Consider the following 22,149-nt stretch of genomic DNA (forward strand, 5'->3'; position numbering starts at 1 on the left):
CGGGTCCGGGCGGGCCCGTGCGATCTCCCTGAGTCATCGACAGCGGTATCCGTCATGAGTGAAGTGACCAGTGACTATCGGCCCGGGGGCGAAGCGGCGAGCTTCGAGACCGCCCAGCGCAGCCTCGCGCAGCGGTTGCACGGGTTCTTCCACGCGCACCCCACGGCGGCGCCGTCCATCGTTCTGCTGATGGCGGTGCTGGCGTTCTCCGTGGTGGTGGGGGAGCGTTTCTTCGCCCCGTTCAATCTCTCGCTCATCCTCCAGCAGGTGAGCATCATCGGCACCCTCGCGGTGGCGCAGACGCTGATCATCCTCACCGCCGGGATCGATCTCTCGGTGGGTGCCATCATGGTGCTCTCCACCGTGGTGATGGGCCGCGCGGCTGTGGAAATGGGGCTGCCGCCGTCGGCGGCGCTGTTGCTCGGCCTGTTCGCTGGCGCGGCCTGCGGCGCGGTGAACGGCACCCTGGTGACACGCTTCAAACTGCCGCCGTTCATCGCCACCCTGGGCACCTGGAATATCTTCGCCGCGCTCAAGCTCTGGTATTCGGGGAGCGAGACCATTCGTTCCCAGGAGCTGGAGGCCACGGCGCCGCTGCTGCAGTGGATGGGCAACTCGGTGGAGCTCTTCGGCGCACGGCTGAGCTACGGCTCGCTGATGATGATCGTGCTGTTCGCGGGTGTTTGGTACGCGCTGCGGTGGACCGCCTGGGGCCGGCACGTCTATGCCGCGGGCGACGACCGCAAGGCCGCCGACCTCGCCGGCATCCGCACCGGGCGACTGCTCATCTCCGTGTACATCGTTGCCGGCGTCATCTGCGCGCTCGCCGGCTGGGCGCTCATCGGGCGCATTGGCTCGGTGAGCCCGCAGGCCGGCTTCATGGCCAACCTGGACAGCATCACTGCCGTGGTCATCGGCGGCACCAGCCTCTTCGGCGGCCGCGGTGCGGTGTTCGGCACGCTGATCGGCGCGCTGGTGGTGGGCATCTTCCGCAACGGCCTCGCGCTCGCGGGCGTGGATGTGCTCTGGCAGGAGTTCACCGTGGGCCTGCTGATCATCGTCGCCGTCGCCGTGGACCAGTGGATTCGGAGGGCAACGACATGAACGAGGCAAGCTATCCGGTGCTCCGCGGGCGCGGGTTGACCAAGCGCTATGGCCACGTCACGGCCCTGGACGGCTCGGACTTCGACCTCTACCCGGGGGAAGTGCTGGCGGTGATCGGCGATAATGGCGCCGGCAAATCCACCCTGATCAAGACGCTTTCCGGAGCGGTGGTTCCGGACGAGGGAGAGCTCCTGCTCGACGGTCGACCGGTTCAGTTCAAGACCCCCATGGACGCGCGGGCGGCGGGTATCGAGACGGTTTACCAGGATCTCGCCGTGTCCCCGGCGCTGGATATCGCCGAGAACCTGTTTCTCGGCCGGGAACGGCGTGCTCCGGGGCTGATGGGCAAGCTATTCGGCAAGCTCGACCGCGCGGGTATGCGCCGGGAGGCGCGGGAGAAGCTCTCGGAGCTGGGGCTGATGACCATCCAGAACATCGGTCAGGCCGTGGAGACGCTCTCCGGCGGTCAGCGTCAGGGTGTGGCGGTCGCGCGTGCGGCGGCATTCGGCTCGCGCGTGGTCATAATGGACGAGCCCACGGCGGCGCTGGGCGTCAAGGAGTCGCGGCGGGTGCTCGATCTCATCAAGGATGTGAAGGAACGGGGCCTGCCCATCGTGCTCATCAGCCACAACATGCCCCATGTCTTCGAGGTGGCGGACCGCATTCACATTCACCGCCTCGGCCGGCGTATCGCCACGATTCGCCCGGATACCCACAGCATGAACGACGCTGTGGCAATCATGACCGGCGCGAAAGAGCCGGATGAAGCGCCCGATGCGATGGCGGTGTGAGCGATGAAGGCGGTCGCGGCGATGGCTTGCGGGGCGCCGGCGGCGCCCCGCTGGCGGTTCAGCGTCGCAGGATGCTCGCCAGGTCCACGGGCCGCTCTTCTTCGTTGAGGGCGAGGCGCTGCTCGAGGGCGTCGAGGTGCTGCCGGACGAGCTCGCTGGCAGCATCCCCCCGGCCGTCGGCGAGATGCTGGACCAGCGCGCTGTGATCATCGCCGAGATAGCAGGCGCTCATGCCCGGCGCCTTGTACAACGCGATGACGATGGACGTGCGCGTGACGAGTTCGCGGAGCATGCGGCCGAGCACTTCATTGGGGCCGTGGTCTGCCAGGTAGAGGTGGAAGGCCATGGAATGGTGCACGCGGTCCTCGTGCCGGCCCCCTTCGTGCGCGCTGTGCTCGTCGGCGATGATCGCTTCCAGCGCCTGGCGTGACTCGTCGGTGAGCTTGCCGGCTAGCTGACGTACCACCTCACCTTCGACCAGGCGGCGGGCCTCGAAGATGTGGCGCGTCTCTTCCACCGAGGGGCGGGCGACGATGGCCATCTGGTTGGGCCGGCGCACGATGATCTGATCCGCGGCGAGACGTGAGAGCGCCTTGCGCACCACCGAGCGGCTCACGCCGAAGAGCTCGCCCAGACTCACCTCCGGCAACCGGGTTCCCGGCGGCAGGCGTTGGGTAAGCACCGCTTCGTAAATGGCCTCGTAGATGACCTCGTCGGATGTGCGGCGTTTGCCGGCGCGGGCGACATCGCGTGTCAGCCCCATCTGCTGCAGTGGCTGGGCCTCGGACTGCTCCACGGTTGGACTCGCTCGTGCGTAAATGTCCTGAAACTATAACGCTCAATGTATACATCCGGCGAGTCCACTGACAACGTCGCCACCGCGGCGCCGTGTTCAGCCTTGCACCAGATCGGTGGCAATGGCGTTGTGGCGTCGCACCAGGGCCGGGAGATCCACCCCCAGCAGCCGGCCCTCGTGCACTTTCAGCCGTCCATTGATGATGTTCAGGTCCACCCGTGGCGGCATGCAGAACACGAGTGCGGCGACCGGGTCGTGCACGGCACCGCCGGCGAGCGGCAGGCTGTCGAGCCGGTAGCCGACGATGTCCGCGGCCATGCCGGGTGCGAGGTGGCCGATGTCGTTGCGGCCGAGGACCTCGGCGCCGCCCCGGGTGGCGATGCGCAGCGCCTCACGCGCGGTGAGCGCGTCCGGCCCGCCGGTCAGCCTGTGCATGAGCAAGGCCTGGCGGGCCTCGGCGAGCATGTGCGAGCAATCATTGGAGGCGGAACCGTCCACCCCGAGGCCGACCCGGGCGCCGGCGGTCTGCAGCGGTTTGATCGGCGCCGCCCCGGAGGCGAGTCGCATGTTGGAGCTCGGGCAGTGGGCGACGCCGCAGCGGTGCTGGCCGAGCCGGGCGATTTCCGCCTCCTGGGGGTGGACCATGTGCGCGAACCACACGTCGTCGCCCACCCACTCCACGTCCTCGGCATACTCCACCGGTGTGAGGCCGAAACGCTCCTGGCAGTAGTATTCCTCGTCCAGGGTCTCGGCGAGGTGCGTGTGCATGTGCACGCCGTAGTGCCGGGCGAGGCGGGTGGTCTCGCGCATGAGCGCCCGCGAGACCGAGAACGGCGAGCAGGGGGCGAGGACGACACGCGTCATGGCGTAATCGCCGGGGTCGTGGAACTGCTCGATGACCCGCTGGGAATCCTCGAGAATGAAACGCTCGTCCTCCACGGCGTGGTCCGGCGGCAGCCCGCCCTGGGACTCGCCCACGGACATGGCGCCGCGGGCGGCGTGAAAGCGGAAGCCCATCTCGGCGGCGGCGTGGATCTGGTCGTCCACGCGAGCGCCATTGGGCCACATGTAAGTGTGGTCCGCGGCGGTGGTGCAGCCGGAGAGCATGAGCTCGGCGATGGCCACGCGTGTGCTCACGTCGATGGCCTCGGCGTCCATGCGTGCCCAGATGGGGTAGTGGGCCACCAACCAGTTGAACAGGTTGACGTCCTGGCCCGCTGGCACGTTGCGGGTGAGCGTCTGGTAGAAGTGGTGGTGCGTGTTCACCAGTCCGGGAACGAGGACGTGGCCGCTGGCGTCGATCACCTCGTCGGCTGGAGCATCGACCTCGTCGGCTGGGCCTATCGCCTCGATGCAGCTGTCGACGATGCGGATGCTGGCGTCGTGGAGTACCCGGTCCCGGTCGTCGAACGTGGCGATGGCGGCGGCGTTTCGGACAAGCACGGTGTGCATGGTGCGTTCCTCTTGAGCGGGCGGTCGCGGCAGGGCCGCGGTGCGTTATTGTTCGTAGCCCTCGGCGCCCCCCCGGACGCCGTCGTCGGGATCGGTGGCGGTCTCCGCCGGCGTGTCCGCGCGGTTGAACAGCGCATTGAGCACGAGTGCCGATATCGTAGCCAGCACGATGCCGCTGTGCACGATGGGCGCGAGCCATTCCGGGAAGGCATGGAAGAAGTCCGGGCGCGCCACCGGGATCATGCCGAGACCGAGGCTCACTGCCACCAGCAGCTGGTTGTGGCGGTTGCCCATGTCCGCCTCGTGAAGAATGCTGATTCCGGCCGCGGTCACCATGCCGAACATGGCGAAGCCGGCGCCGCCGAGCACCGCGGGGGGAATGGACGCCACCACGAAAGCCGCCTTCGGCAGCAGGCTCAGGGTAATGAGAATCGCGCCGCCGAGCGCGGTGACGAAGCGGCTGCGCACGCCGGTCATGCCCACCAGGCCGATGTTCTGGGAGAACGAGGTGTGCAGGAACGTGTTGAAGAAGCCGGCGAAGAAGGTGGCGGCGGCATCCAACAGCAGGCCGCGCTTGAGCGCGCCGCCGTCGACGTCCCGTTCGGTGATGCGGCCCAGCGCCAGGAACATGCCGGTGGACTCCACGAAGGTGATCATCATCACCACGCACATGGAGATGACCGCGCCGGCCTGGAACGTGGGCCAGCCGTAGTGCAGCGGGTCGACGATCTGCACCAGCGGGCGCGCGTCCATGCCGGCGAGGTCCACCATGCCCAGTGGCCAGGCGATGACAAAGCCGGTGGCCATGCCCACGAGCACGGAAATGTTCACCCAGAAGCCGCGCATGAAGCGGTTGATGAGCAGGATGATCGCCAGCACCAGCATTGCCACGCCGATATAGCTCGGCGCGCCGAAGTTCTCGGCCTCGGCGCCGCCGCCGGCCCACATGACCGCCACCGGTAGCAGGGTGATGCCGATGGAGGTGATCGCCGTGCCCGTGACCAGGGGCGGGAAGAAGCGGATCAGCCGCGAGACGAACGGGGCGATGACCAGGCCGAAGGCCCCTGCGGCGATGGTGGCGCCGAAGATGCCGGTCAGTCCGATCGACGGGTTGCCGGCCATGGTGGTCATGCTCGCCACGGCGGCGAAGCTCGCGGCCATCATTACCGGCATGCGGATGCCGAGCGCCCCGAGCCCGAGGGATTGCACCACCGTGGCGATACCCGCCACCAGCAGATCGGCGTTGATGAGAAAGGCCACGTCCTCGCGTGGCAGGTCGGCGGCGGCGCCGACGATCAGCGGCACGGCGACGGCGCCACCGTACATGACGAGCACATGCTGCAGGCCCACCAGCAGCATCTGTAGAGGCGGCAGTTTCTGATCCACGGGGTGCACGCGGTCCTCGGCCGACTGCGTATCAGCCATGGCTCTCCTCCATGAAGGGCTTGTCGGAAAGAGGGGGTCGTGGTCGATGACGGGCACGGCGGGGGAGGCCCCGCCGTGCCCCGGCATGCCGCACGGCTACTTGGTGCCGGCGACGATCCAGGCTTCGAGGGTCTGGCGTTCCTCGTCGGTGATCTTGGTGATGTTGCCGAGCGGCATGTAGGTGCTTTGCACGGAAACCCGATCGATATCGGCCTTGTGCGAGCGAATCTGCTCGGCGGTTTCCAGCGAGATGCCCGCGGGCGGGCTGGCGTAACCCGAGAACGTGGGCTCGGCGGCGTGGCAGGTCGCGCAGCGTTGCTCGATGATCTGCGTCACGCGGTCGAAAGCCACCGGCTCCAGTGTCGCGGAGGCCTGGCCGGATTCACCCTCGGCGCCGGCCACCGCGGTGGCCTTGCCGTCCTGGAACAGGTTTGCGAGCTGCGGGCTGGTCGCCACCACCAGCGCGATGAAGCCCACGGCCGCGGCCGGCAGCATCCAGGCCCTGTTGCCCGGCAGATGGCGCACGTTGAAGTAGTGGCGCACCAGCACACTGACCACTGATAGCGCCGCCAGTATCACCCAGTTCCACTCCGCCGCGTAGGTGCTCGGGAAGTGGTTGCTGATCATGATGAACAGCACCGGCAGGGTGAGGTAGTTGTTGTGACGGCTGCGCAGCAGGCCGTTCTTGCCGTAGCGCGGATCGGGATCGCGGCCTTCGCGCATCGCGCCCACCAGCTCCTTCTGCGACGGGATGATCACGAAGAACACGTTGGCGACCATGATCGTGCCGATGGCCGCACCTACGTGGATGTAGGCCGCCCGTCCGCTGAAGACGCTGGCGAGCCCCCAGGCGAGGGCCACCAGCAGGACGGTGAGGATGCCGGCGAGCAGCACGGGCTTGTGCCCGAGCAGCTTGCAGAGGTTGTCGTAGACCAGCCACGCCACCACCAGGGTGCCGATGCCGATGGCGACCGCCTGCCACGGGGCGAGCTCTGCCACCGCCGGGTTGATCATCATGGTCCGGGCGTTGAGGTAGTAGACGATGCCGAGGAGCAGGAAGCCGGTGATCCAGGTGAAGTAAGCCTCCCATTTGAACCAGTGGAGGTTCTCGGGGAGCTTGGGCGGAGCCACGGCGTACTTCTCGACGAAATAGAATCCGCCGCCGTGGATTGCCCAGAGATTGCCGGCGATACCCTGCGGTTTGCCTTCGCGCTCGAGGTTGTTCTCGAGGAAGTTGAAATAGAACGAGGCGCCGATCCACGCGATACCCGTGATCATGTGGATCCAGCGCACGAGCAGGTTCGCCCATTCTTGCAGATGCGCTTCCATTGTCTACTACCGTCGTTACCTGGGTGGTGGATTCACCCCTGGGGTGGCGGCGGGTGCCCGGACCCGCCGCCTCGGATGGTTGCCGGCCTCAGAACGTCCAGCGCACCATCGCCTGGGGCAGGGATTCATCGGTATCCTCGAGACCGAACTTGTTCTGCCAGTACTGCCATTCGACCCCCACACCGATGTTGTCGGTGGCGTGCCAGACGAGCTGCGGCTGGGTAAGGAACTGTCTTTCGAGATCGCCTTCTTCGGTGATGTAGTCAGCGAAGCCCTCGAAGGTGAGCTCTGCGCCACCGAGGGTGAACGGCACGTTCCAGACCGCGGTGAGCTGAACCGAGCTGCCGTCGGCACCGTCGCTCTCGTCGTTGCGGTACATCGTATGGAACTTCAGGAACTTGAACCCGGGTACGTCGATATCGACGCTCACACCGGCCAGGTGCGTGGTCTTGCGCGTAGCCGAGTTGCGATCGAGATCGAGCTGACCGATGACGTAGACGTCCCGGATGGGCCCGGCCGACAAGCTCGTGCCGCTCAGTGCGCCGACGTTGCCCCGCAGACTCCACTCGGCGTGGGCACTGCCGGATGAGTGCTCGTCGTCGCTCCCCCGGTCCAGGTTCGTGAAGTCCACGAAGAAGAAGCTGTCCCCGTACTCCCAGCCCGTCGCGTTGGCGATGGTCAGAATGCCGTGCCTGTCGTTGTCGATGCCGAAGCCGGCCCCGGCGGTGTCCTCGTAGTCCCAGCCGTACAGCGCTTCCACCTTGGTGGTGCTGTAGAGCGCGGCAGCGGCCGGCTGCGCCGAGACAACAGCGGTCGCGGCGGCGGCAAGCACTAGCGTTCGGTTGAGGCTCATTGGTCTCTCTCCTCACGAAAAACGGTTGGCGTTGGAGTGTTTGTCCATCGAACGCATCCTGCGTCCGTCCCGGCTGGTCGCGGTGATGACCGCTTCCGGGGTTCTTGTGTCCTTACTCCGGCCCCTGGCAGGGGCCCGCCGACCCATGGCCGGATCACGGCCTCGTCGTTGTTGTGGCGGGGCGAAGGTTATGCCCCGGGGGCGGCGCGGCGGTTGACCGCGCCGCGTGCCCGTCAGCTACCGCGGTAAGTGGTGTAGCTGTAGGGCGAGATCAGCAGCGGCACGTGGTAGTGCTCGTCCGGGCTGGCGATGCCGAAGCGCAGCACGACTTCGTCGAGGAAACGCGGCTGCGACGCGGCCATGCCCATTCGCTCGAAATACGCGCCGGCCTGGAATACAAGCTCGTATACGCCGGCCTGAAAGCGTTCTCCCTCCAGCAGAGGGCTGTCGCAGCGGCCGTCGTCGTTGGTGACGGCGGAGGCGATCTCCTCGGGACGGCCGTCCACGACCCGGCGCACGGCGATGTGAATGCCCGCACCCGGCCGGCCATTCGCGGTGTCCAGGACGTGCGTGGTGAGTCGACCCATGGTGTCTCTCCTCGTGTTACACAGTGCGAACGTGCCGTTGTCTGGCAGCGGTGTGCTAAAGGTATAAATCACAATGTCGACATGTGCAACCCAAAATGTATACATTGTTGTTCAGAACATGCCGGTGACCGACCGGTGCCCGCTTGAAGGAGGGTGTCTATGAGCGCGGAAATCCTGGAGCCGAGACCGAGCACGCTGGACGAGGAGCAGTTCGTCGCCACCTACGGTGATGTCTACGAGCATTCCCCCTGGGTGGCGCGTGAGGCCTACCGCCGGGGGCTCGATGCGCGTGCGGACGAGGCCGGCGCGTTGGCCGAGGCGATGGGGCGGGTACTCGCGGAGGCTGATGCGGCGAGCCAGCTCGAGGTGATTCGCGCCCATCCTGACCTCGCCGGAAAGGCAGCGGTCAGCGGCGAGCTCACCGACGATTCCACCAAGGAGCAGGCGGGTGCGGGGCTGGACCAGTGCACGCCGGAAGAGTTCGAGCGCTTCCAGCGGCTCAACGAAGCGTACTGGCAGAAGTTCGACATGCCCTTCGTGATGGCCGTGAAGGGCTTCGACCGCCACCAGATTCTCGACGCCTTCGAGCGTCGGGTCGACAACGACCCGGCCGAGGAGCGACGTACCGCCATCGAGCAGATCAACCGCATCGCGCGCCTGCGCCTTGAGGGCCGGGCCGGCTGACGCGCGTCAACGGCTGCCTCTCCCTGGCCAGTTCGCTGGCCATATGTCCCGTGGCCGGGCCCTGGCGCCCGGTCCTTTTTATCCCCGCGACTGCCCGGTGCCGTTCGTGGCGCACCGGCGATGCATGATTGCGCCATGGGCCGTGGCGCTCGGCCGGAAACGCCGTATCAGGCGGAATGGTCCGTCGCCGCCGTGGTGGAACAGGGCGAGCTCGCAAGGGGGCGGGGTGGCGGCCAGGGCTTTCCCGAAAGTCATGTCGATGGCGTCACGGATGGAGGGGGCCTGCGCTGCCGGAGAGGCGTCGGTCAGGGTGTAGTGAAAGCGGAACGCCTCGAAGACGTACGGGTAGCCCCAGGTCTCGAGCAACGCGCGTTCCCGTGGCGTCAGTCCCGCGGCCTCGCGCCATTGTATCTCCGCCGCGGACAGCGGTGCCCGCAGATCGTCGAATGCCGCGACGCAGTCGCCGGCGAGGGTGTCGATGGCTGGTACCGGCTCTATCGGACGCAGGGCAAGGAATACGCCGAGCCAGTTGGCCGCGAGCACGGGCAGGGCCACTGGTGCGCGGTCGGCGGCGAACGCCGCCAGGCGCTCGGTGAGTGTCTCGGGGGATGTGCCGCTACGAAGGGTGAACGGCGGCTTGAGCGTGGCATGAAAGCCGTAGTGCGCCGGTGTCGTGGTCACAGCCCGCCACCGGTCTTCGTCGAGGCCGGCGGGCGGGCCGAATGTCTCGCCGGTTTCCGGGTCGCGTCCCAGCCACCGGCAGCCGGCCTGCCAAAGGGGGTGATCGGCGGGCGGCACCGCATGGATCGCCCACCGGGGATGCGGCGCTTCAGACATTGTCGGACTCCGTTTCCAGCTTCGTTGTCTGCGGGCGACGGGCGAGACCGTCCGGAATCCGGCTGCAGCGCCCGAACGGCCATCACCGCGACAGACCGTGGCCACGGTCATTGTGAATGCGCTGTATGACAATGTAACGATGGTCCGGGGCCGGGAGGGGCCGTGACGGACACCCCGACAATGTCGTCGCCGGCGGTGGGGATGGGCCGGGTGGTAGGCCGGGGGACATGGTGGTGAGGCCCGGGCCCGGGCCGGGGGTGCCGGGCGCTGTCGGCGCTCATTCTGCCACCGGCGAATCATCCGCCGGTGGCGTGGCGTTGTGGCGGCGGCCGTTACGTCGCCTCGCGGGCGTTCATCGCCTGGAGCGTGTTCGTTAGCAGGGTGGCGCGGGTCATCGGGCCGACGCCGCCGGGCACCGGTGTGATCCATGCGGCGCGCTCGGCGGCGCCGGCATGGTCTACGTCGCCGACGAGCTTGCCGTCGGCGTTACGGTTGATGCCCACGTCGATGACGATTGCCCCCGGCTTGATCCAGTCACCCGGGATGAAGCGCTCCCGTCCCACCGCGGCGACCACGATGTCGGCGCCCGCGACTTTCCCCGCCAGATCGCGGGTGCGGCTGTGACAGATGGTCACGGTGCAACGCGCGTTGAGCAGCTCCAGCGCCATGGGGCGCCCGACGATGTTCGACTGGCCGACGATCACCGCGTCGCGGCCGGTGAGGTCCTCGCCGGTGTGCTCCAGCAGGGTCATCACCCCGTGGGGCGTGCACGAGCGCAGGCCGGGCAGGCGCAGCGTGAGGCGGCCCACGTTGGTGGGGTGGAATCCGTCCACGTCCTTGGCCGGGTCGATGTGCTCGATGACCTTCTGGGCATCGATGTGCGCCGGCAGGGGGAGCTGCACGAGGATGCCGTCTATTCCCGGGTCGGCATTCAGGCGTGCCACCAGTGCCAGCAGCTCGGTCTCGCTGGTTGACGCCGGCAGGTCGTGGGCCTCGGAGCGAATGCCCACTTCCTCGCAGTCCTGGCGCTTCTTGCGCACGTACACCCGGGAGGCCGGGTCCTCGCCCACCAGCACTACGGCCAGGCCGGGGCGGCGGTGGCCGGCGTTCAGGCGGGCGGCGACGCTCTCGCCGATCCGGCGGCGAAGCCCGGCGGCGATGGCCTTGCCGTCGATGGTGCGCGCGCTCATGTGCTATACCTCCGGTGCGGTTGCGAGGTGGGCGGGGGCGGCTGTCGGCGAAGCCCGGAATTTTCGCACGCGCTCCCGGGCCTCTCAAGGCGGCCGGGCCGCTGCGGTAGCCGCCATGCTTGACGAGGTACCCGTGCCTGCGTAGTATTCCGCAGTCCGCAGCGACGGCGTGATCCTGCCCGGCAGGGCGGGCGCCCAAACGGGGTGTAGCGCAGCCTGGTAGCGCGCCTGCTTTGGGGGCAGGATGTCGGGGGTTCGAATCCCTCCACCCCGACCACATTCGTCGCCGCGGCGGTTGCCAGGCGCACCGCAGTTGCTGCCTGGGACTGTCGGCCAAGCGCCCGTAGCTCAAGCGGATAGAGCATCGGCCTTCTAAGCCGACGGTTGCAGGTTCGAATCCTGCCGGGCGCGCCAGCTCCCGGCTGGTAGCCGGGTTGGCAACGCACAATACAATGGTGGGCGTAGCTCAGTTGGTAGAGCTCCGGATTGTGGCTCCGGCGGTCGTGGGTTCAAATCCCATCGCTCACCCCAGACAAGCGGGCCGTTAGCTCAATTGGTAGAGCAGCTGACTCTTAATCAGTAGGTTCAAGGTTCGAGTCCTTGACGGCCCACCATAAAACCGGCCCACGGCGAAGCGTCGTGGGCCGTTTCTTTATGCAGTGGCGCCGCCGCGGCGCTTTAGTGCGACGCGTCGGTGTTTGTATAATTTGCGTTTGAACCAGGCGAAAGTGGCGGAATTGGTAGACGCGCTGGGTTTAGGTCCCAGTGGGGTGATCCCCCGTGCGAGTTCGAGTCTCGCCTTTCGCACCAGATAACGCTCTGATTGAGCGCGGCGGATGAACCGCGCAAGAGGTGTACTCGATGCAAGTATCCGTGGAAACGACCGAGGGTCTGGGGCGGCGCATGAAGGTGCAGGTGCCCTCCGAGCGGGTGGACAGCGAGGTGGAAAGCCGGCTGCGTGACCTGCGCGGGCGCGTGCGCCTCGACGGCTTCCGTCCCGGCAAGGTGCCGCTGAAGGTGGTGCAGAAGCGCTACGGCGCGCAGGTGCGCGGTGAGGTGCTCAATGAGGTGGTGCAGAGCACCTACACTGAGGCACTGGACCAGGAGGGCCTGCGTCCGGCCGGGGCACCGGAGATCGAACCCGTACAGACCGAGGCGGGCAAGGACCTCGAGTACCAGGCGGAGTTCGAGGTGCTGCCGGGCTTCGAGGTCGAGGGCATCGAGGAGATCAGCATCGAGCGCCCGGCCGTGGACATCACCGACGCCGATGTGGACAGCGTGCTCGAGCGCCTGCGCAAGCAGCAGGCGAGCTACAGCACCGTCGAGCGTGCCGCCGCCGAGGGTGATCGCGTCACCATCGACTTCCACGGCACCGTCGACGGTGAGGAGTTCGAGGGCAACGCCGGTGAGGACGTGCCCACCGAGATCGGCTCCGGGCAGATGCCCGCGGAGTTCGAGCAGGAGCTGGTCGGCGTCAGCGCCGGTGACGAGAAGACCATCGAGTACACCTTCCCGGAGCGTTTCCCGGACGAGAAGGTCGCCGGCAAGGCCGCCCGGTTCGAGGTGAAGGTCAAGCAGGTCGAAGAGCCGGAGCTGCCCGCGCTAGACGACGAGTTCGCCAAGGGTCTGGGGCTGGAGAACGGCCTCGACGAACTGCGCGAGCGGGTGCGCGAGAACCTCCAGCGTGAGCGCGATCAGGCCGTGCGTGCCCAGGTGAAGCAGCAGACGATGGACGGGCTGCTCGAGCGCAACGAGATCGAGCTGCCGCGTGTGCTGATCGACCGCGAGATCGATCAGCTCCGCGAGCAGGCCAAGCAGCGCATGCAGCAGTACGGCGCCGAGGGCGAGGAGCCGGATCTGCCCGCCTCCCAGTTCGAGGACGAGGCCCGTCGCCGCGTGACCCTCGGCTTGCTGGTCAATGAGATCGTGCGCGCCAATGAGATCGAGCTCGATCGTGAGCGCCTGCAGCAGCAGCTCCAGGAGATCGCCATGAGTTACGGGCAGCCGGAACAGGTCATCCAGGCGTATACTCAGAACCAGCAGCTCATGGAGAACCTGCAGGTCCAGGTGATGGAGGAGCAGGTGGTTGACTGGCTCGCCGAGCGCGCCCAAGTCACGGACAAGTCCATGAGCCTGGACGCGCTCATGGGGCGTGCCAGTGACGACGAGGCATCCGCCTCCTAGAAGGAGTGAGCATGAGCGAGCGTGAGCACCAGATCCGCAGCGAGATCCAGAACACCGGGCTCGTCCCCATGGTGGTGGAGCAGACCGCCCGGGGCGAGCGCGCCTACGACATTTACTCGCGCCTGCTCAAGGAGCGAGTGATCTTCCTGGTGGGGCCGGTCGAGGACTACCAGGCGAATCTGCTCATTGCCCAGCTGTTGTTCCTGGAGTCGGAGAATCCCGACAAGGATATCCATCTCTACATCAACAGCCCGGGTGGTGTGGTGTCGGCGGGTCTCGCCATCTATGACACCATGCAGTTCGTCAAGCCCGACGTGAGTACGGTCTGCATCGGCCAGGCCGCGAGCATGGGCTCGCTGTTGCTTACCGCCGGGGCCGAGGGCAAGCGATTTGCCCTGCCCAATGCCCGGGTGATGATTCATCAGCCGCTCGGCGGCTTCCAGGGGCAGGCCACGGACGTGGACATTCACGCCCGCGAGATCCTGGAGACGCGCGAGCGCCTCAACAGTATTCTCGCCCACCACACCGGGCAGTCGATGGAGACCATTCAGCACGACACCGAGCGGGATAACTTCATGTCGCCGGGTTCGGCGAAGGAGTACGGCCTCATCGACGCGGTGCTCCACGATCGCGCGAGCCTCGTCTCGCTGTCCGAGTAGGCGATACCGGCAGGGCGCCCGTCCGGGCGCCCTGCGGCCCTCTTGACCCCGCCGCCCTGCCGTCCCCATTTTCGACAAGTGATAGAGCGCATTCCCGTGCCGGTCAGCGGCCGTCGGGGTGTACTTGCGTGCGTCTGTAAAAGAAGGCAAGGTTTAATCGAGTCCTTCTCCCACGTTCGAGGGTAGCCAATGACTGACAGAGAGAACGGCAGGGGCGACGACAACGGCAAGCTGCTGTATTGCTCCTTCTGCGGCAAAAGCCAGCACGAGGTGCGCAAGCTGATCGCTGGCCCGTCCGTTTTCGTCTGCGACGAGTGCGTCGAGCTGTGCAACGACATCATCCGTGAGGAGATGGAGGAAAAGGCGGCCGGGGCCGGCAACAAACTCCCCAAGCCGCAGGAAATCAAAGAGGTTCTCGACGAGTACGTCATCGGGCAGGAACCTGCCAAGAAGGTTCTCGCCGTCGCGGTCTACAACCACTACAAGCGTATGGAAGCCGGGCACGGCAAGGCGGATGTGGAGCTCTCCAAGAGCAACATCCTGCTCATCGGCCCCACCGGTTCCGGCAAGACGCTGCTTGCCGAGACTCTGGCCCGGCTGCTGGATGTGCCGTTCACCATCGCCGACGCCACCACCCTCACGGAGGCGGGCTACGTTGGCGAGGACGTGGAGAACATCATCCAGAAGCTGTTGCAGAAGTGTGACTACGACGTCGAGAAGGCCCAGCAGGGCATCGTCTATATCGACGAGATCGACAAGATCTCGCGGAAGGCGGACAATCCATCGATCACCCGGGACGTCTCCGGCGAGGGCGTGCAGCAGGCGTTGCTGAAGCTCATCGAGGGCACCACCGCGTCGGTACCGCCCCAGGGCGGGCGCAAGCACCCGCAGCAGGAGTTCCTGCAGGTGAACACGGGCAATATCCTGTTCATCTGCGGCGGTGCGTTCGCCGGTCTCGAGAAAGTGATCCAGCAGCGAGCCGAGAAGGGCGGAATCGGTTTCTCCGCGGATATCAAGGCTTCCAGCGAGCGCAAGAGCATGGGGGACACGCTGCGCGACGTGGAGCCGGAGGACCTGGTGCGCTACGGCCTGATTCCGGAGTTCGTCGGCCGTATGCCCGTCGTGGCGACACTCGATGAGCTCGACGAGGATGCGTTGGTACGCATCCTTCGCGAGCCGAAGAATGCACTGGTCAAGCAGTTCCAGAAACTCTTCGATATGGAGGGCGTCGAGCTGGAGTTCCGCGATGAGGCATTGCGGGCGGTGGCGCGCAAGGCGATCGACCGTAAGACCGGCGCCCGCGGACTGCGGACCCTGATCGAGCATGTGCTGCTCGATACGATGTACGATCTCCCGAGTATGGAGAACGTGAGCAAGGTCGTTATCGACGATGCGGTGATCCGCGGCGAGACACGACCTTACATCATCTATGATGGGTCGGAGCAGCCCGCCGCCGCTTCGGATTGACACCTCCTTCGAGGCGCCCGCCTGCAAGGCCCGACCGCTGCTGACAGCGGTCGGGCCTTTGAGTCTGCGTTGAAACACCTCCCACTGGACTCCATATTGCGGTCAACAGACATTCGCGGGACGCGCTACCGGCGGTACCGCGTCATCGTCACGAGGATATTCTCTTATGACCACTGAACAGAGTTCCGAGCGCAACGCGCCGACCACGGGGCGTATGCCGGTGCTGCCACTGCGAGATGTGGTGGTATACCCCCATATGGTCATCCCGCTGTTCGTCGGCCGGGACAAGTCCATTCGCGCCCTCGAGTCGGCAATGGAGGGGGAGCGCCGGATTTTCCTGGTGGCGCAGAAGAGTGCCGAGGTGGATGAGCCCGCCGAGGAGGATCTCTACGGCATCGGCACTATCGCCAACATCCTGCAGATGCTCAAGCTCCCCGACGGCACCGTGAAGGTGCTGGTGGAGGGCAGTCAGCGGGCACGCGTGGGAACGCTGGAGACCGAGGGCGAGCATTTCACGGCGCAGGCCGAGGAAATCCCCGACGCCGGCAGCGACGACGAGCGCGAGCTGGGCGTGATGATGCGCTCGCTGATGTCGTTGTTCGAGCAGTACGTCAAGCTCAACAAGAAGGTGCCGCCGGAGATTCTCTCCTCGTTGCAGGGCATCGAGGAACCGGGGCGTCTCGCCGACACGGTCGCGGCTCACATGTCGCTGAGCATCGAGGAGAAGCAGAAGATCCTCGAGGTGGACGACGTGCGCGCCCGCCTCGAGCACCTCATGGCGCTGATCGAGGGCGAGCTCGACATCCTCCAGGTGGAGAAGCGCATCCGCGGCCGCGTCAAGCAGCAAATGGAGAAGTCCCAGCGCGAGTACTACCTGAATGAGCAGATGAAGGCCATTCAGAAGGAGCTGGGAGAGCTCGAGGACGTGCCCAACGAGATCGAGGATCTCGAGAGGAAGATCCAGGAATCGGGCATGTCCAAGGAGGCGCGGGAGAAGGTGGATCAGGAGCTCAACAAGCTCAAGCTGATGTCGCCGATGTCCGCGGAGGCCACGGTCGTTCGCAACTATCTCGAGTGGATGGTGAGCGTGCCGTGGAAGAAGAAGACCCGCGTGCGCCACGATCTCAAACGCGCGCAGCATATTCTCGATGCGGACCACTACGGCCTGGAGAAGGTCAAGGAGCGCATTCTCGAGTACCTCGCGGTGCAGCAGCGGGTGCGCAAGATCAAGGGACCGATCCTGTGCCTGGTGGGCCCGCCCGGCGTTGGCAAGACCTCGCTGGGGCAGTCCATCGCCCGTTCGATCAACCGCAAGTTCGTGCGCATGGCCCTCGGCGGCGTGCGTGACGAGGCCGAGATCCGTGGCCATCGGCGCACCTACATCGGCGCGCTGCCGGGCAAGATCATGCAGAAGCTCTCCAAGGTGGGCACGCGCAATCCGCTGTTCCTCCTCGACGAGGTGGACAAGATGGCGATGGATTTCCGCGGCGACCCCGCCTCGGCGCTGCTGGAGGTGCTCGATCCGGAGCAGAATTCCACCTTCAACGACCACTACCTGGAGGTGGATTTCGATCTCTCGGACGTGATGTTCGTGTGTACGGCCAACACCATGAACATCCCGGCGCCGCTGCTCGACCGCATGGAGGTCATCCGCCTCCCCGGCTACACCGAGGAGGAGAAGATCAACATCGCCGAGCGCTATCTCATCCCCAAGCAGATCAAGGCCAACGGTCTGCGCAAGGGTGAGCTCGAGATCAGCGCCAACGCGGTGCGTGACGCGGTGCGCTTCTACACCCGCGAGGCCGGTGTGCGGAATCTCGAGCGCGAGGTCGCCAAGATCTGCCGCAAGGTGGTCCGGGAAGTGCTCACCAACCCCCGCAAGAAGGGCGAGACCGTGCGTGTGACCACGCAGAATCTGGACAAGTACCTGGGGGTCCGCCGTTACCGGTACGGGATCGCCGAGGATACCGATCAGGTGGGGCGTGTCACCGGCCTCGCTTGGACCGAGGTGGGCGGCGAGCTATTGACCATCGAGTCCGCGGTGGTGCCAGGCAAGGGCCGGCTGTCCAACACCGGTCAGCTTGGCGAGGTGATGCGCGAGTCGATTCAGGCGGCCATGACGGTGGTTCGCAGCCGTTCGGATGTGCTTGGCGTGGATCCGGAGTTCCACCAGTCGCGGGACGTGCACGTGCACGTTCCGGAAGGCGCTATTCCCAAGGATGGCCCCAGTGCCGGTGTGGGCATGTGCACGGCACTGGTCTCGGCACTGACGAGCATCCCGGTGCGGGCCGACGTGGCGATGACCGGTGAGATCACGCTGCGCGGCGAGGTCCTGCCCATTGGCGGCTTGAAGGAGAAGCTCCTGGCCGCGTTGCGGGGCGGCATCAAGACCGTGCTCATTCCCGAGGAGAACAAGAAGGATCTTGCCGATATCAGCAAGGACATCAAGGGCAAGCTCGACATTCGCCCGGTTCGGTGGATCGACGAGGTATTGGACGTGGCGCTGACGCGTCGTCCGGAGCCGCTCGCCAAGGGCGAGGCAGCCACCGAGGAACGCCCGGCGAAGGGACGGAAAAAGCGTGAGGGTGTCCGCCCGCACTGACGCGGTGCAATAATCGAAACCCCGACCCGGAAAGTCGGGGTTTTTTGTTGACAGCGCAAAGCCCGGATTGCTATAAAATGCGCCGTCCGGCAGACGCGAGGCGCGTCCATCCGGACAAGCAGGGTTCTATTGAGACGCTGCAGTCGCGCATCGGTTTACGGACCGGGTGTTGCGGACACAAAAGGAAGCCCCGCAAGGCCGGCGGCCGCAATCAAATCTTGTATGCGGCCGATGCGAACGCTAGGATGCTAAAGGCGTGAGGCGCGATCCTTTGAGGATGCAGCCGGCATCGAACGAGGTCGCGGGGAACTCGGTGGTCCATAAAAAAACACCAAGGGGAATCGATCTGATGAACAAGTCCGAGCTGATTGAAGCCGTTGCGCAGTCTGCTGATATCTCCAAGGCTGCTGCCAGTCGTGCGGTCGACGCGTTCGTCGACTCGGTCACGGATGCGCTCAAGGAAGGCGATCAGGTGACGCTGGTCGGCTTCGGCACCTTCACGGTGCGTGAGCGTTCCGCGCGTTCGGGTCGCAATCCGCGTACGGGTGAGACGATCAATATCCCGGCGTCGAAAGTTCCGGGATTCAAGGCTGGCAAAGCGCTTAAAGATGCTGTAAACTAAGCGGTCTCAATTGGGGTGGTTAGCTCAGCTGGGAGAGCGTCGCCCTTACAAGGCGAATGTCGGGGGTTCGAACCCCTCACCACCCACCAAAAAACGGAGCGGTAGTTCAGCTGGTTAGAATGCCGGCCTGTCACGCCGGAGGTCGCGGGTTCGAGTCCCGTCCGCTCCGCCACATAATTCCCAGCAGCAAGAAGGCGCCTCAGGGCGCCTTTTTGTTTTTCGGGCCCGTCAGTCACAGACGGACGGGGATATGCCAACAGGGCCTTAATCTCACAATCTGTATGGCGGGTGACGATGCTTCAGGCGATTCGTGATGTGACCAGAGGGTGGGTGGCATACGTCATCGTGGCGGTGCTGATCGTCCCCTTCGCGTTATTCGGCGTATATAACTACTTCACCGGCGGTAGCAACCCACCGATCGCCAAGGTCGAGGGCAGGGAGATCACCCGCCAGCAGCTGGACCAGGCGGTACAGCAGCAGCGTCAGCGCCTGCGGCGCATGCTCGGTGAGCAATACGATCCGGCCATGTTCGAAGGCGAGGCACTGCGGCGCCAGGCGCTCGAAGAGCTGATCAATTCCACCGTCGTGGATGCCTTCGCCGAGCGTGAAGGTCTGCGTCTCACCGACGAAGGACTGCGCGAGTACATCAGCCAGCAGGCCGCTTTCCAGGTGGAGGGCGAGTTCTCGGCGGAGCGTTATCAGACGGTGCTTCGTCAGAGCGGTCTCACGCCGGATCGATACGAGGCGCAGCTGCGCCGCCAGTACGCCGCCTCGCAACTGCCTCAGGCCGTCTCCACGTCCGCCGTCGTCACCGACGAGGAGCTCGCACGATTCGTGGCCTTGCAGCGTCAACAGCGCGACGTCGCCATTCTGCGCGTGCCGCGCCAGGCGTTCGGCGAGGCGTTCACGGCCGACGAGGAAACGCTGCGGGATTACTACCAATCCCACAAGGATCGCTGGCGTCGCCCGGAGCAGGTGAAGCTCGCGTTCATCGAGCTATCCCGCGAGCAGCTGCTCGCGCAGGCGGACGTGGACGCCGAGGCGGTTCGTGAACGCTACGAATCCCTCAAGGATACGCGCTTCACACAAGGCGGTGAGCGCCGCGTGCGGCATATTCTCCTCGAGGCGCCGTCGGATGCCGATGAAGCGACCGTAGCGGCGGCGCGCGACAAGCTGGCCGAGGTGCGCAGCCGGATCGTCAGTGACGAGCTCGACTTCGCCGCGGCCGCGGAGGAGTTTTCCCAGGACCCTGCCACTGCTGACGAGGGTGGCAGCATGGGCTGGGTGGCGCGTGGCGATTTGCCCGAGGCGCTCGAAGGACCTGCCTTCGACCTGGAGGCCGGTGAAATCAGCGAGCCGGTGCGCAGCGATTTTGGCTGGCACCTGGTGATGGTGGCTGACGTTCGAGACCAGGCCGTGGAGCCTTTCGAGGATGTTCGCGACGAGCTGCGTCAGGAGCTCGCGGGCGAGGAGGTCGAGAATCGCTTCTACGAGCTAAGCAATGAGCTTGCCAATCTCGCCTACGAAAATCCCGACAGCCTTCAGCCGGCCGCGGACGCGCTCGACCAGGTGATCAGCCGCACTGACTGGATCTCCCGTGATGGCGCCGACAGCGGTGTGGCATCCGAGCAGGCCGTCCTCGAGGCGGCATTCAGCGAGGAGGTGCTGGGCGAGCGGCGCAATAGCGAGGCCATCGACCTGGGTGACGACCGTGTCGTCGTGGTGCGTGTCGCCGACCATCGCCCGGCGACGATTCGCGAGTTCGAGGCGGTCCGCGAGGAAGTGCGCGCCGATTGGCTCGCGGAGCGGACTGCCGAGAAGGCCCGGGAGCGTGGTAGCGAATTGCAGGAGGCGCTGGCCGAGGGCGGTGAGCCTCAACAGCTCGCCGGTGATGGCCCGGTAGCCTTCCAGGCTTACGGCTGGATCGGACGCGATGGTGGCGATGTGCCGGGGCCGATCCGGGAGAAGGCGTTCCGGATGCCTCGTCCCGACGAGGACGCGGCCCGTCAGGTCGCTGGACTGGCGCTCCCCGACGGTAGCTACGCGGTGGTGATTCTGCGTGGCGTGCGCGACGGCAAGCTCAGCGACGTGGCCGATGAGGAGCGCCAGCAGCTGCGTTCGCGTCTGCGCCAGCTCGATGCCGCCGGTTCCCGACAGGCGCTGGTTCAGTCGTTGCGCGCCGATGCCGACGTGACCATTTACGAGGATCGGTTGTAGAACGGGATAAGCACGGCTGCCTCAACGGGGCAGCACGCACGAAAACGGCCGCCACGGAAGAGACCGGGCGGCCGTTTTTTCGTTCGTGCGATCCGTTACTAACCTTTTCGAAGGTATTGCCAGGTCTCAGCGCCACTGCGCGGTACCTCGGCAAGGCGCGCGAGCGCTGGCGTGGCGAGGCTCACGTCGAGTGAGCGCAACGCCGCAGCCGGGCCGCACGAGCACACTGCCTTCGGGCGAGCCTGTCGGGCGCTCCCACGGCGTTGCTCGTCGCTCATGGTGACCTTGCCACACCACGCGCCTCACGCCTTGCGAGAGCGCCCGACAGCCTTGCTGACACGTGGCGTTACCTTTTGATCGGATTAGTAATCAAGCGTCTATTCGAACTCGGCGCCCGAGAGGGCGACACTGTGAAAGCCGCCGTCGACGTGGACGATTTCGCCGGTGATGCCCGAGGCGAAATCGGAGCACAGGAACACGCCTGCCTTGCCCACGTCCTCAGGAGTCACGTTGCGCCGTAGCGGTGCCGCCTGGGCGTTGTAGTCGAGCATTTTGCGGAAATCGCCGATGCCCGAGGCGGCGAGGGTGCGGATGGGGCCGGCGGAGATGGCGTTCACCCGCGTTCCCTCGGGGCCGAGATCATAGGCCATGTAGCGCACGCTCGCCTCGAGCGCCGCCTTCGCCGGGCCCATGACGTTGTAGTTGGGCAGTGCGCGCTCGCCGCCGAGGTACGTGAGCGTGAGCAGGCTCCCGTTGCGTCCGCGCATCAGCGGCCTTGCAGCCTTGGCGAGGGCGACGAAGCTGTACGCCGAGATGTCCTGAGCGGTGGCGAAGCCCGCCCGCGTGGTGTTGTCCACGAACGAACCGGCGAGCTCTTCGCGCGGGGCGAAGCCGACGGCGTGCACGAGGATGTCGAGGCCGTCCCACTGGCGCTCGAGCTCGGCGAATACCGCCTCGACGTCCTCGTCACGGGTGACGTCCAGCGGCAACACCACCTTGCTGCCGCAGACTTCCGCGCATTGCTCCACGCGGGTCTTGAGCTTCTCGTTCTGGTAGGTGAGCGCGATTTCGGCGCCTTGCTGCGCCATGGCCTCGGCGATGCCCCAGGCGATCGAGCGGTTGCTCGCCACGCCCACGATCAGCGCCCGCTTGTTGTCGAGAACTCCCATCGGACAGATCCCCGGTCTCTGGTTGGCTTGAATGATCGGCGCGGCGCCCGCCGGCCGGTCGGTTACGGTAATGAGAAATGGGCCCGGAGGCAAAGTCACCGTTGCGCGCGGCATTCCCGCTGCGGTGGCCAGTTGCCGCCGGAGGCAGTGGTTCACGCTCGCACGATACGCTCCTTTCCAG

The 22,149-nt window shown here is 66.0% G+C and carries 18 protein-coding genes and 7 tRNA genes; 16 read left to right on the plus strand and 9 right to left on the minus strand.

The genetic code is table 11. The features are described from left to right. Positions 1 to 54: 54 nt before the first annotated feature. The gene (locus ACPEES_RS01710) at positions 55 to 1,104 is read left to right on the plus strand and encodes an ABC transporter permease (RefSeq protein WP_435100366.1); all 1,050 of its coding nucleotides are present in this window, start codon (positions 55 to 57) and stop codon (positions 1,102 to 1,104) included. Continuing rightward, the gene (locus ACPEES_RS01715) at positions 1,101 to 1,895 is read left to right on the plus strand and encodes an ATP-binding cassette domain-containing protein (protein ID WP_435100369.1); all 795 of its coding nucleotides are present in this window, start codon (positions 1,101 to 1,103) and stop codon (positions 1,893 to 1,895) included. Before ACPEES_RS01710 ends, ACPEES_RS01715 begins: the two co-directional genes overlap by 4 nt. Before the next feature lie 58 nt (positions 1,896 to 1,953). On the opposite strand, the gene ACPEES_RS01720 is transcribed toward ACPEES_RS01715, so the two are convergent. From ACPEES_RS01720 to uraH, 6 genes are all read right to left on the minus strand, one after another. Next, a complete protein-coding gene (locus ACPEES_RS01720; protein ID WP_435100372.1) occupies positions 1,954 to 2,691 on the minus strand; it encodes a GntR family transcriptional regulator in 738 nt (245 codons plus the stop codon). 96 nt (positions 2,692 to 2,787) lie between these two features. Further along, positions 2,788 to 4,143: an 8-oxoguanine deaminase gene (locus ACPEES_RS01725; RefSeq protein ID WP_435100375.1), complete on the minus strand. Its 1,356-nt coding sequence runs from the start codon at positions 4,141 to 4,143 to the stop codon at positions 2,788 to 2,790. 45 nt (positions 4,144 to 4,188) lie between these two features. After that, the gene (locus ACPEES_RS01730) at positions 4,189 to 5,568 is read right to left on the minus strand and encodes a nucleobase:cation symporter-2 family protein (RefSeq protein ID WP_435100378.1); all 1,380 of its coding nucleotides are present in this window, start codon (positions 5,566 to 5,568) and stop codon (positions 4,189 to 4,191) included. 96 nt (positions 5,569 to 5,664) lie between these two features. Further along, complete coding sequence (locus ACPEES_RS01735; protein WP_435100381.1) at positions 5,665 to 6,897, minus strand: urate hydroxylase PuuD; 1,233 nt, start codon at positions 6,895 to 6,897, stop codon at positions 5,665 to 5,667. An 88-nt stretch (positions 6,898 to 6,985) separates the two neighbouring features. Further along, positions 6,986 to 7,750 carry an outer membrane protein OmpK gene (locus tag ACPEES_RS01740; protein WP_435100384.1) on the minus strand — a complete coding sequence of 255 codons (765 nt, stop codon included), beginning with the start codon at positions 7,748 to 7,750 and terminating at the stop codon, positions 6,986 to 6,988. Positions 7,751 to 7,983: 233 nt separating this feature from the next. Then, positions 7,984 to 8,337, minus strand: coding sequence for a hydroxyisourate hydrolase (gene uraH / locus ACPEES_RS01745; RefSeq protein WP_435100387.1), 354 nt, complete (start codon positions 8,335 to 8,337; stop codon positions 7,984 to 7,986). Positions 8,338 to 8,496: 159 nt separating this feature from the next. On the opposite strand from uraH, the gene uraD reads away from it, so the two are divergent. Continuing rightward, complete coding sequence (gene uraD / locus ACPEES_RS01750; RefSeq protein ID WP_435100390.1) at positions 8,497 to 9,021, plus strand: 2-oxo-4-hydroxy-4-carboxy-5-ureidoimidazoline decarboxylase; 525 nt, start codon at positions 8,497 to 8,499, stop codon at positions 9,019 to 9,021. Positions 9,022 to 9,099: 78 nt separating this feature from the next. Here uraD and ACPEES_RS01755 read toward each other — a convergent pair whose 3' ends face one another. Together ACPEES_RS01755 and folD are read right to left on the minus strand one after the other, a co-directional pair. Further along, positions 9,100 to 9,858: a DUF1045 domain-containing protein gene (locus ACPEES_RS01755; RefSeq protein ID WP_435100393.1), complete on the minus strand. Its 759-nt coding sequence runs from the start codon at positions 9,856 to 9,858 to the stop codon at positions 9,100 to 9,102. 332 nt (positions 9,859 to 10,190) lie between these two features. Beyond that, positions 10,191 to 11,048, minus strand: a complete 858-nt coding sequence (gene folD, locus ACPEES_RS01760; RefSeq protein WP_435100404.1) for a bifunctional methylenetetrahydrofolate dehydrogenase/methenyltetrahydrofolate cyclohydrolase FolD — start codon at positions 11,046 to 11,048, stop codon at positions 10,191 to 10,193. Between the two features lie 200 nt (positions 11,049 to 11,248). Here folD and ACPEES_RS01765 point away from each other — a divergent pair. The 13 genes from ACPEES_RS01765 to ACPEES_RS01825 all read left to right on the plus strand — a co-directional run bounded on the left by ACPEES_RS01765 (position 11,249) and on the right by ACPEES_RS01825 (position 20,799). After that, positions 11,249 to 11,325, plus strand: a tRNA-Pro gene (locus ACPEES_RS01765). A gap of 60 nt (positions 11,326 to 11,385) precedes the next feature. Next, positions 11,386 to 11,462: transfer RNA gene (locus ACPEES_RS01770), tRNA-Arg, on the plus strand. A gap of 41 nt (positions 11,463 to 11,503) precedes the next feature. Continuing rightward, positions 11,504 to 11,579: transfer RNA gene (locus ACPEES_RS01775), tRNA-His, on the plus strand. A 7-nt stretch (positions 11,580 to 11,586) separates the two neighbouring features. Continuing rightward, positions 11,587 to 11,662, plus strand: a tRNA-Lys gene (locus tag ACPEES_RS01780). A 108-nt stretch (positions 11,663 to 11,770) separates the two neighbouring features. Then, positions 11,771 to 11,858 (plus strand) — tRNA-Leu (locus tag ACPEES_RS01785). Positions 11,859 to 11,909: 51 nt separating this feature from the next. Then, the gene (gene tig, locus ACPEES_RS01790; RefSeq protein WP_435100407.1) at positions 11,910 to 13,232 is read left to right on the plus strand and encodes a trigger factor; all 1,323 of its coding nucleotides are present in this window, start codon (positions 11,910 to 11,912) and stop codon (positions 13,230 to 13,232) included. Positions 13,233 to 13,243: 11 nt separating this feature from the next. Next, a complete protein-coding gene (clpP, locus tag ACPEES_RS01795) occupies positions 13,244 to 13,891 on the plus strand; it encodes an ATP-dependent Clp endopeptidase proteolytic subunit ClpP (protein ID WP_435100410.1) in 648 nt (215 codons plus the stop codon). Between the two features lie 189 nt (positions 13,892 to 14,080). Beyond that, entirely contained in the window at positions 14,081 to 15,358 is a 1,278-nt protein-coding gene (gene clpX, locus ACPEES_RS01800; protein ID WP_435100413.1) for an ATP-dependent Clp protease ATP-binding subunit ClpX, read from the plus strand. 166 nt (positions 15,359 to 15,524) lie between these two features. Further along, positions 15,525 to 17,960, plus strand: coding sequence for an endopeptidase La (gene lon, locus ACPEES_RS01805; protein WP_435100416.1), 2,436 nt, complete (start codon positions 15,525 to 15,527; stop codon positions 17,958 to 17,960). 349 nt (positions 17,961 to 18,309) lie between these two features. Continuing rightward, the gene (locus tag ACPEES_RS01810; RefSeq protein ID WP_435100762.1) at positions 18,310 to 18,582 is read left to right on the plus strand and encodes an HU family DNA-binding protein; all 273 of its coding nucleotides are present in this window, start codon (positions 18,310 to 18,312) and stop codon (positions 18,580 to 18,582) included. A 13-nt stretch (positions 18,583 to 18,595) separates the two neighbouring features. Continuing rightward, positions 18,596 to 18,671: transfer RNA gene (locus ACPEES_RS01815), tRNA-Val, on the plus strand. Between the two features lie 6 nt (positions 18,672 to 18,677). Further along, positions 18,678 to 18,754: transfer RNA gene (locus ACPEES_RS01820), tRNA-Asp, on the plus strand. Positions 18,755 to 18,876: 122 nt separating this feature from the next. Then, positions 18,877 to 20,799 carry a SurA N-terminal domain-containing protein gene (locus ACPEES_RS01825; protein ID WP_435100419.1) on the plus strand — a complete coding sequence of 641 codons (1,923 nt, stop codon included), beginning with the start codon at positions 18,877 to 18,879 and terminating at the stop codon, positions 20,797 to 20,799. Positions 20,800 to 21,176: 377 nt separating this feature from the next. On the opposite strand, the gene ACPEES_RS01830 is transcribed toward ACPEES_RS01825, so the two are convergent. Further along, a complete protein-coding gene (locus ACPEES_RS01830; RefSeq protein ID WP_435100422.1) occupies positions 21,177 to 21,968 on the minus strand; it encodes an enoyl-ACP reductase FabI in 792 nt (263 codons plus the stop codon). Positions 21,969 to 22,149: the final 181 nt, after the last annotated feature.

This window comes from Arhodomonas sp. AD133 (assembly GCF_051195215.1).
Lineage (GTDB): Bacteria > Pseudomonadota > Gammaproteobacteria > Nitrococcales > Nitrococcaceae > Arhodomonas.

Coding starts and splice junctions, on each gene's coding strand:
- ACPEES_RS01810 (WP_435100762.1), top strand. CDS start 18,310: ATGAACAAGTCCGAGCTGATTGAAGCCGTTGCGCAGTCTGCTGATATC.
- folD (WP_435100404.1), bottom strand. CDS start 11,048: ATGAGCGCGCGCACCATCGACGGCAAGGCCATCGCCGCCGGGCTTCGC.
- ACPEES_RS01755 (WP_435100393.1), bottom strand. CDS start 9,858: ATGTCTGAAGCGCCGCATCCCCGGTGGGCGATCCATGCGGTGCCGCCC.
- ACPEES_RS01710 (WP_435100366.1), top strand. CDS start 55: ATGAGTGAAGTGACCAGTGACTATCGGCCCGGGGGCGAAGCGGCGAGC.
- ACPEES_RS01730 (WP_435100378.1), bottom strand. CDS start 5,568: ATGGCTGATACGCAGTCGGCCGAGGACCGCGTGCACCCCGTGGATCAG.
- ACPEES_RS01725 (WP_435100375.1), bottom strand. CDS start 4,143: ATGCACACCGTGCTTGTCCGAAACGCCGCCGCCATCGCCACGTTCGAC.
- ACPEES_RS01735 (WP_435100381.1), bottom strand. CDS start 6,897: ATGGAAGCGCATCTGCAAGAATGGGCGAACCTGCTCGTGCGCTGGATC.
- uraD (WP_435100390.1), top strand. CDS start 8,497: ATGAGCGCGGAAATCCTGGAGCCGAGACCGAGCACGCTGGACGAGGAG.
- uraH (WP_435100387.1), bottom strand. CDS start 8,337: ATGGGTCGACTCACCACGCACGTCCTGGACACCGCGAATGGCCGGCCG.
- ACPEES_RS01715 (WP_435100369.1), top strand. CDS start 1,101: ATGAACGAGGCAAGCTATCCGGTGCTCCGCGGGCGCGGGTTGACCAAG.
- ACPEES_RS01825 (WP_435100419.1), top strand. CDS start 18,877: ATGCTTCAGGCGATTCGTGATGTGACCAGAGGGTGGGTGGCATACGTC.
- ACPEES_RS01740 (WP_435100384.1), bottom strand. CDS start 7,750: ATGAGCCTCAACCGAACGCTAGTGCTTGCCGCCGCCGCGACCGCTGTT.
- clpP (WP_435100410.1), top strand. CDS start 13,244: ATGAGCGAGCGTGAGCACCAGATCCGCAGCGAGATCCAGAACACCGGG.
- ACPEES_RS01830 (WP_435100422.1), bottom strand. CDS start 21,968: ATGGGAGTTCTCGACAACAAGCGGGCGCTGATCGTGGGCGTGGCGAGC.
- tig (WP_435100407.1), top strand. CDS start 11,910: ATGCAAGTATCCGTGGAAACGACCGAGGGTCTGGGGCGGCGCATGAAG.
- clpX (WP_435100413.1), top strand. CDS start 14,081: ATGACTGACAGAGAGAACGGCAGGGGCGACGACAACGGCAAGCTGCTG.
- lon (WP_435100416.1), top strand. CDS start 15,525: ATGACCACTGAACAGAGTTCCGAGCGCAACGCGCCGACCACGGGGCGT.